The following is an 8,348-nucleotide window of genomic DNA, read 5'->3' on the forward strand; positions in this document are numbered from 1 at the left end:
ACGAAACTCCCGCAAGGGATGAAAAGGACGTGTCGTCGAAGCCGACCAGAGCAATGTCGTCTGGCACGCTACGCCCACGGCGTGCAATTTCGTCGAGTGCGCCATATGCCATGAGATCAGAAGCACAGAAGATCGCCGTCATCTCGGGATGCATGTCTAGAAGACCCGCGCAGGCGTGCCCGCCGCCTTCTCGGCTGAAGTTACCCGGAGCAACAAGTGCAGAGTCGAAGCCAATCCCGGCATCGGTCAATGCTTCCTGATAACCGCGCAGACGCTCGTCACCGACAAATGACGAAAGACCGCGCAGATGGCCGATCTTGCGGTGACCGGCCGCGATTAACGCCGCCACGGCTTCGCGCGCGCCGCGCACGTTGTTGGCACCGAAGTAGTCTCCCGTCCAAGATGGATCACGGTTCAAGAACTGGACGCAGGGCACACCAAGAGCAGTTGCGCGCCGCCCAGCCGTTCCTTTCGGGTCGATCGAAGACAGTAGTATCCCAGCCACCTGGTGATCGAGTGCTGTTTCGACAAGCTGTGCCTCATTGGCCGGTTCGCGATCAGAAATCGCCAGCATGACGGCATAACCCCTGCGCACCGCCGCCCTGCTGACTACATTCGCCACTTCTGCGTAGATCGGGTTCGTCACCGAAGGAAGGATCACCGCAATAAGTGCCGAACGGCTGGTCTTGAGCGAGCGTGCCAGCTTGTTGACCCGGTAATTGAGTTGCTGCGTGGCCGCGAAGACCCGTTCACGGGTTTCCTGCCGGACAGGGAGTCGGTCGTTCAGCACGTTGGAAACGGTCTGCTCGGATACGCCTGCCAAATTCGCAACGTCGCGCAGAGTAGGCTTGCGAAGATCGGTCACGATTGCGCCCTCCCGCTCGAATAACGGTCAATGGCAACAGCTAGCAGGATGATCACGCCTATAACAACCTGGTGCCAGAAGGTACTGACCTGAAGCAGGGTCAGGCCGTTGCGCACCACCCCCATCACGAGCGCACCGATCACCGTCCCGATCAGGATGGCGCGTCCGCCCGCCAGGCGCGTGCCCCCGATCACTACGGCCGCGATCACGTCAAGTTCGTATCCCACCGCAGCCTCCGGCATCGCAGCTTCGAGGCGCGAGGTCAGCAGCACACCCGAACCTGCGGCAAAGGTCCCACAGATGCCATAGACTAGGATCCGCGTACGCTCGATTGGCACGCCAACCAGTTTTGCCGCCTGTGCATTCGAACCGATAGCGATCACGCGGCGGCCGAATTCCGTTCGATAGAGCAGGACGGCACAGAGCACGAACAAGAACGCACCGATCAAAACGGGAACTGGAATCAACCCAACATAGCCTTGAGCGAGATACTGAAAGCCAGGCACACGTAGGCCGAAGACTGGCACACCTTCGGAGTACACCATGATCAGCCCGCGCAGGATGCTCATCATCCCGAGCGTGACGATGAAGTCGGCCATGCCTAGGCCAGCGATAAGCGCACCGTTCGCCAGCCCAACAAGAAGCCCGAGCACCAACGCAGCGCCAACCGCAGGCCCGGTCGACACACCGGCGCTCAGAAGTGCCGCCGCGCACATGCCCGCCGCCGCCATGGTTGAACCGACTGACAGGTCGATCCCGCCCATGGCCACAACGAAGGTCATGGCCAGCGCTACGATCATTATGAAGACCGACTGCCGTGCCACCAGAAGCAGGTTGTCGGCGGTCAGAAAATACGGGGAAGCAAAACTCAGCGCTGCACAAAGCAGCACAAAGGCCAGCATGATCCCGCCACCACGGGAGAAATCGATGGCGCGACGACGGGCGCGGGAATGTCCGGGCAAGACAGAGTTTTGCTTTAGCAATTTAGGCGACCTCCGAATAGGCGTGTCGGGCGATGGCTTCTTCCGAAAGCCCCTGACCCTGAAGAATGGCCACGACCCGGCCCCGGTAAAAGACCATCACGCGGTCGCAAATGCCCGCAAGCTCCGCAGTGTCGGACGACATCAGCACCACCCCGCGACCCGAAGCAACGAAATCACCGATCAGCCGGTAGATCTCGGTCCGCGCGCGGACGTCGATGCCACGGGTCGGCTCCTCGCATAAAAGCACCTTGGGGCGTCGCGCCAACCAGCGCGCCAGCATCACCTTCTGCTGGTTTCCCCCCGACAAGGCCCGAGCCTCCTGATCTAGACCGGAATAGCTTAGCGCGACGGCGGTAAGTTCGCCCACAAGAACATCAGCTTCGCGCCGTGCGCGGAGCCAGCCGCAGGTCACGAAGCGGCCGAGTGCTGCAATCGAGGCGTTGAAGGACACCGACTGGTCAGCGAATATCCCGTCCACCTTTCGGTCAGCCGGCAGAAATCCGACGCCAAGAGCGACAGCCATTCCCGGATACTGCGGCAGAGATGTGGCCTTGCCGTCGATCTCGAACCGAGTGGCTTGTGCCGCCCGTTTACCGGTCAGGCCAAAGAGCGCCCGCGCGACCAACTCGCGTCCTGATCCATCAAGTCCTGCAATCCCAAGAATCTCGCCCTGCGCCAACGTCAGATCGAAGCCGGGTGCACCGTTGAGGCTGAGTTGCGTCACTGCAAGCAGCGCCTCGGCACGTTGCATCCCCGCTTCCTTCGGATAGTGTTCGCGCAGGGCACCGCCAATCATCGCGTGGATAATGCGTTCGGGTGAAATCTCGGTCTTGCCCAGATTCTCAACCAGTTGTCCGTCGCGCAGAACGATGGTGCGCTCAGCAACAGCCACCACCTCATCAAGATGGTGTGAACAAAACAGAATGGCCACACCCTTCGCCGCCAAATCTCGCATGATCAGAAACAGTTTCTCGCGTTCGCGCTTCTCAAGCGCGGCCGTCGGCTCGTCCAGGATGATTAGACGTGCCTCATCGATCAACGCCCGCGCGATCTCGATGATCTGTCGCTCGGCCATCGTCAATGTGTCCACGGTCCGCTCAGCATCGATCTCGACGCCCAGCGTGGTCAGGAACTGCTGCGCAGCCGCGCGCATCGCGCGAATGTCGATCAGCCCCCCGACCGCACGCAAAGGGCGCCCGATAAACAGGTTCTCCGCCACGGTCATGTCGTAGAGCAACGCATGTTCCTGATAGACGATTGAAATGCCCGCCTTCCGCGCCTCGCGTGGCGAGCCGAATCGCCATGCGGCTCCGGCAAAGGTGATCGTCCCCGAGGTCGGGGTTTCAGCCCCGGCGACGATCTTCATTAAAGTGGACTTGCCCGCCCCGTTTTCGCCGATCAACGCAACAATCTGGCCGGGTAGCACATCCAAGTCGAGCGGGCGCAGCGCCTCCACCGGCCCATAGCGTTTTCCGATGCCCCTGAGCGAGAGTATTGGCCCCTCTACGGAAGACAAGTTCGTGCTCAGGGGCATCTGCATCATTTCTCGACGAAAACGTAATTGGAAGGGTCGAAGCTACCGATTGTCTTCTGGTCCCAGACCACGACCTCGGAATTGATGACCTTTGGCACCATCTCGCCCTTGCCCACATAGGAGTTGATGGCCATGACGAGGTTGTAGCCCATCTCCTTGGGCGCGGTGTCGACCGTCGCGGTCATCTCTCCACGTTTGATTGCCCCATTCGCATCGGGTGTGTTGTCGTAACCCAGCACGTCGATCTTGTCCGCAAGACCACGCGTCCGGATCGCGGCCAGCGCACCAAGGGCCATTTCATCATAAAGGCCCCAGACGACATCGACCCCATTCGGATTTGCGGTCAGGATATTTTCCATAACAGCCTGCGCCCGATCACGCACCCAGTCGCCCGGCTGGCTCGCCACAATCTTGATGTTTGCGTTGTCGCCGAGCCCTGCCATGAAACCCGACAGCCGTTGCGTATTGTGGACACCCGGCAGGCCTTCGATGATTGCGAGATTGGTCAGCTTTTCACTGTATTTTTCTACTGTATAGAGCCCCATAAGCCGGCCAGCCTCAAACTGGTCGTAGCCGACATTGGACACGTAATAGGGGTTATCCGATTTAGTCACCGGCATGTTGAACAAGAAGATGGGAATGCCTGCTGCAGCTGCCTTTTCGTAGATTGGCATCATCGCCTGATCATTAGCCGTCGCCAGCGCGATGGCGTCATAGCCTTGGTTCACCCACGTCTCCACGATGTTCATCTGCTCGGCGATGCCCGATTGCCCCGAAGGTGCCTGGATGACGAGTTCGAGCTTTTCGTCGCCCAACGCGCGGATCGCCTGACGCGCTCCTGCAATAACCACGTCGTAGTGTGTGTTCATCGCCGTCGGGCTGAAGCCGATGCGGATCTTACCCTCGACCTTTTGCGGCTCAGGCTCCTTGCCAGTGCGGGCCATATCGACTGGCTGCCCGCGCGAGGCCAACTGGCCCAATTCCGTGCGGGTTTCCTGAGCTGTGGCAGGCGCTGCCGCGAGCAGGGCGCCCGCCAGTGCTACCCACTTTATGGAACGATAAAATGACATAGTCGTTTTCTCTCCCTATCGGATCTTCAGCCCCCACCATCAGGAACTGCAGTCAGATACCGTTTACCAGTTCTCGCTGAACAGCCGCCGCAACCCAACTCCGCCTAGGTCGCGAAGCTTGGCCAAACCCTGGGTAATTCGCACGCGCGGCGGCAGGGCGACCTGATATTCGTCCCGGGGCACATAGCCGAGCACGCGCTCGGTCTCGGATAGATCCCAACGCGACCCGATTGTGCGCGATGTCACGTTGAGCGTCGCGTAGGCCACGTCCTTAACGGTAATCGCCTTCTCCATCGCTTGGCAGTAATCTCGATCGCTCAGCCAGAGCATCTGACCCCAAGCACCGAGTTCCATCGCCGGTGATGGCAAGTTGCCCCGCAGCCACTGATTATATCCGATGCGCAGGTTGATGACAGAAATACCATGTCTGTCAGATAATTGCTTGCCGAGACGTTCGCCGAACAATTTCGCCGCGCCGTATGGGTTGACCGGCCGGGGTGGGGTCTCGTGCGTCAGGCGGACGTCATCTTCAAAGCGATAACCGCCCAAGACCCAGTTTGAGGACGCAAAGACGATGCGCGAGACGCGATGCTTCCGGGCCGCTTCATAGACATTTAGAAGCAGATCTACATTTAGCGGCAGGACTGTCTTCCAGTTTGCAGCGGGATAGCGGTCAGCCGCGAGATGTACCACCACGTCGACGCCAGCGAACAACTCCGTCCAACTCTCGTCCCATTTCGAAAGATCGTGTGACACGTTAGTGTAGGGAGCACACTTGGCGACATCGAGACAGACGACATCGCAATCACCTCGCTCCGCGCGGAGATGGTCGACGAGTTTTTGACCGATGTGTCCAGCTGCGCCGGTAACCAGTATCCGCATCTCACGCTCCCAGATTTTAACGATAAATCGATTCTTAAACATCTGTCAACTGTGAAACTCTTTGCGCGCGTTGTCGCTCCCAGAGGTGGTTGAGTGTTTGATCAGCCGGCGTTCAACCGGTACTACCTCGAAAGGCGCCTCGCCTACCAAATCCAGCAACTGGCCTACGGCGGGCTGAAGCCCGAGACGGTTCGGCGGCTGGAAAAGCTGGGCGAAGAGTTGGACGGTGGGCGCGTCGATGTGCGCAAGCGTCCCGCCAATGACCGGCCAATCTCAGGGACGCGGCTGATCCGTGAATCCCAAGGTGTGGAACACTGCGTCACGGTTCGGGACAACGACTTCGAATACCGGGGGCGCCCATACAAGTCGCTCTCTGCCACTGCGCGCGCCATCACCGGCACGCAGTGGAACGGTCTCGCCTTCTTCGGATTGCGCAACGTCAGTACACGGAAGCGCACAAAGTGAGTACGAGTATGAGTGATATAGTCCGTGTACAAACCATTCACAACCAGCAGTCAAAGGAGCTGCTTCACCATGAGATGAGCCTGGTTGAAAGGGAGCCGCACGTCAATGACGGGATTCGACGTCAGAGGCGCAATAGCCGAGCGGCTTTAACTGCCCGGAAACGGAGCTGTCTACTCCCAAGCCGGGCTACCGAAGGATCTACGGCGAGTAATACGAAGCCTGTGTTTGAAGCCTCAGTACTTAATGCCATCCCCCTCAACGAGACAGCGGAGGGAACGGTGCGTGATCCGGTTCGATTACCGAAGTCGAACTGGGCATGTTGCGAAAGCGATATGACTGAAGTCCTCTCATCATGGACTTCAGACAGAGCACCCTGGGGTAAAGCAGGTCGCCTAACGATCCACGGGTTCGTGAATGGAACGTTGGAACCCTCAACTGGCCGCCGGTTATCTCTGATCGGCACACCACGAAGTCTGGCCATGGCCACGCGAGGGCACAGAGCTTCCATAGTAGTCCGAGGTCGGGAAAGCCGGCCACATGGCGAAGGGAAGCAGGTAGTGCGTCAGTCTGACAAGAAGGAGAAATAGCAGTGGACACTGTCTATCACGCCGATAAGGCATGGCTTCTCGACATTCAACACAGACTGTACAAGTGGAGTCGGGCCGAGCCTGATCAAGCCTATCGGGATTTATGGAATTGGGTCACAGACCCACGGAATCTCCGAGTGGCATGGGGGCGTGTCGCGCGCAATCGCGGCGCGCGCTCCGCAGGCGCGGATCGTGTGACCGTTCGGAAGATATTGCAGAGGAAGAATGGTCCGGAACGCTTTCTTGAAGAGACAAGAACGCTTCTTCGCCTTGGAACCTATCGCCCTTCGCCTGTACGGCGGGTGATGATCCCTAAGCGGGGAAAACCCGGACAGTTTCGTCCTCTCGGTGTACCGACGGTAAGGGACAGGGTCGTTCAGGCTGCTGTCCTTCAATTGCTGGAGCCAATCTTCGAGGCCGGTTTCTTGCCGGTCTCCTACGGCTTCCGGCCTCGGAAAGCCTGCCGCGATGCGCTTGAACACATTCGCAACGCGATCAGGCCAAAGGGGTCTCGGGTGTCGGAGACGGAATGGTCTCCACCGCCATACGAATGGGTCATCGAAGGAGACATCAAGGGGTGCTTCGACAACATCGACCATCACCATGTCATGTCACGCCTGCGGAAACGCGTGCGCGACAACAAGGTATGCCGGGTTGTTAACGCCTTCCTGAAAGCGGGGGTACTGAGCGAGGGCGTATTCTCACGCACTCACCTCGGAACCCCGCAGGGCGGCATCCTCTCACCGCTGCTGGCGAACATTACTCTGTCAGCGATCGAGGAGAGGTAAGCAAGGTTCATCGCAGCGCGCAAAACACGCCACGGCAACCCCTACGCCCGCCCCGGAGATGCCATCCGAAAGTTCCGCCACTATGAGCGCAAGGCGGGACGGCCGGTCATGCTCCCCATTCGCTATGCGGACGATTTTGTGGTTCTCGTCGCCGGGACTGAAGAACAGGTCCGGACCGAGAAGGAGGAGTTGGCGTCATTCTTGTCGGCAGAGCTCAAACTGACGCTCTCGCCCGAAAAGACACGCATCACGCGGTTGAACGAGGGCTTCATCTTCCTCGGGCACCGCGTCCGTCTCAGATGGGACGACAGGTGGGGCTACTGGCCTCGCCTCGAAATCCCGAAGGAGAAGGCCAAACAACTCTGCCACAACCTCAAGCAATTGACGGGAAGAAATCGCGTGCATGAGCCTTTGCAGGCCATCATTGACGATATCAACCCGGTTCTGATGGGTTGGGGAAACTTCTACAGGCATTGCATAGGTGCCAAGGCCGTGTTCACGCGCATAGATCATTACGTGTGGACCCGTGTCTGGTCCTGGCTCCGAAAGAAGTACTCCAAGACGGGCGCCCGAAAGATCTACCGCCTTCACTGGCGGAAGCTTCCGGGGCGAAACCGCCGCCAGTGGACCGACTTGAAACCGCTGGCAATCGTCGCCGACCTCAAGGTCGAGCGTCACAACCTCATTGGACTGAAATACCCCGACTACGCTCAGCCACTGCTGGAGAGCCCGGTGCATAACGAAAGGTGCCCGCCGGGTTCGGGAACGGGGGATGGGGAAACCGGCGGGAGCAATCCTGCCCAAGCGCCTCATCCCCACGATCATATCAAATCAGGGAGGCGCGCGTGACCAAGCCTGCCATGCGCAAGCTGCGTTGCGCGGTCTACACTCGCAAGTCCTCCGAGGAGGGCCTGGAGCAGGAATTCAATTCGCTCGACGCCCAGCGCGAGGCATGCGAGGCCTATATCGCCAGCCAGCGCTCCGAGGGCTGGGCGCTGGTGCGCGAACATTATGACGATGGTGGTATCTCCGGCGGTACGCTGGACCGCCCTGCCCTGCAGCGGCTAATGTCCGACATCGAGGACGGCCTCGTGGACGTAGTGGTCGTCTACAAGATCGATCGCCTGTCGCGCTCGCTGATGGATTTCTCGAAGCTGGTCGAAGTGTTCGACCG

The 8,348-nt window shown here is 59.4% G+C and carries 9 protein-coding genes; 4 read left to right on the forward strand and 5 right to left on the reverse strand.

What is annotated here, in order from left to right; translation table 11 throughout:
• The 5 genes from ACILRA_RS15845 to ACILRA_RS15865 all read right to left on the reverse strand — a co-directional run.
• Positions 1–865 (reverse strand): LacI family DNA-binding transcriptional regulator (locus ACILRA_RS15845; protein ID WP_395663045.1); only part of this gene is annotated, 865 nt, incomplete at its 3' end.
• A complete protein-coding gene (locus tag ACILRA_RS15850) occupies positions 862–1,827 on the reverse strand; it encodes an ABC transporter permease (RefSeq protein ID WP_395663046.1) in 966 nt (321 codons plus the stop codon). The genes ACILRA_RS15845 and ACILRA_RS15850, both read right to left, overlap by 4 nt.
• Positions 1,828–1,849: 22 nt before the next feature.
• Positions 1,850–3,382 carry a sugar ABC transporter ATP-binding protein gene (locus tag ACILRA_RS15855; protein ID WP_395663047.1) on the reverse strand — a complete coding sequence of 511 codons (1,533 nt, stop codon included), beginning with the start codon at positions 3,380–3,382 and terminating at the stop codon, positions 1,850–1,852.
• A 5-nt stretch (positions 3,383–3,387) separates the two neighbouring features.
• Entirely contained in the window at positions 3,388–4,452 is a 1,065-nt protein-coding gene (locus ACILRA_RS15860; protein ID WP_395663048.1) for a sugar ABC transporter substrate-binding protein, read from the reverse strand.
• Between the two features lie 63 nt (positions 4,453–4,515).
• Complete coding sequence (locus ACILRA_RS15865) at positions 4,516–5,334, reverse strand: NAD-dependent epimerase/dehydratase family protein (RefSeq protein WP_395663049.1); 819 nt, start codon at positions 5,332–5,334, stop codon at positions 4,516–4,518.
• A gap of 93 nt (positions 5,335–5,427) precedes the next feature.
• Between ACILRA_RS15865 and ACILRA_RS15870 the strand changes: the two genes are divergently transcribed.
• The 4 genes from ACILRA_RS15870 to ACILRA_RS15885 form a co-directional block, all read left to right on the forward strand.
• On the forward strand, positions 5,428–5,799 hold the full coding sequence (locus ACILRA_RS15870; RefSeq protein ID WP_395663050.1) for a DUF2924 domain-containing protein: 372 nt from the start codon (positions 5,428–5,430) through the stop codon (positions 5,797–5,799).
• 589 nt (positions 5,800–6,388) lie between these two features.
• Entirely contained in the window at positions 6,389–7,174 is a 786-nt protein-coding gene (locus tag ACILRA_RS15875; RefSeq protein ID WP_395663051.1) for a reverse transcriptase domain-containing protein, read from the forward strand.
• 138 nt (positions 7,175–7,312) lie between these two features.
• On the forward strand, positions 7,313–8,023 hold the full coding sequence (locus ACILRA_RS15880; protein WP_395663052.1) for a group II intron maturase-specific domain-containing protein: 711 nt from the start codon (positions 7,313–7,315) through the stop codon (positions 8,021–8,023).
• A gap of 11 nt (positions 8,024–8,034) precedes the next feature.
• The coding region (locus tag ACILRA_RS15885; RefSeq protein WP_395663053.1) for a recombinase family protein at positions 8,035–8,348 on the forward strand (314 nt) is incomplete at its 3' end.

Source organism: Aestuariivirga sp., from assembly GCF_044239095.1.
GTDB lineage: Bacteria > Pseudomonadota > Alphaproteobacteria > Rhizobiales > Aestuariivirgaceae > Aestuariivirga.

What these genes read in the sequence shown, in the direction of transcription:
- ACILRA_RS15855 (WP_395663047.1), bottom strand. Translation starts at nt 3,382, where the DNA reads ATGCCCCTGAGCACGAACTTGTCTTCCGTAGAGGGGCCAATACTCTCG.
- ACILRA_RS15860 (WP_395663048.1), bottom strand. Translation starts at nt 4,452, where the DNA reads ATGTCATTTTATCGTTCCATAAAGTGGGTAGCACTGGCGGGCGCCCTG.
- ACILRA_RS15865 (WP_395663049.1), bottom strand. Translation starts at nt 5,334, where the DNA reads ATGCGGATACTGGTTACCGGCGCAGCTGGACACATCGGTCAAAAACTC.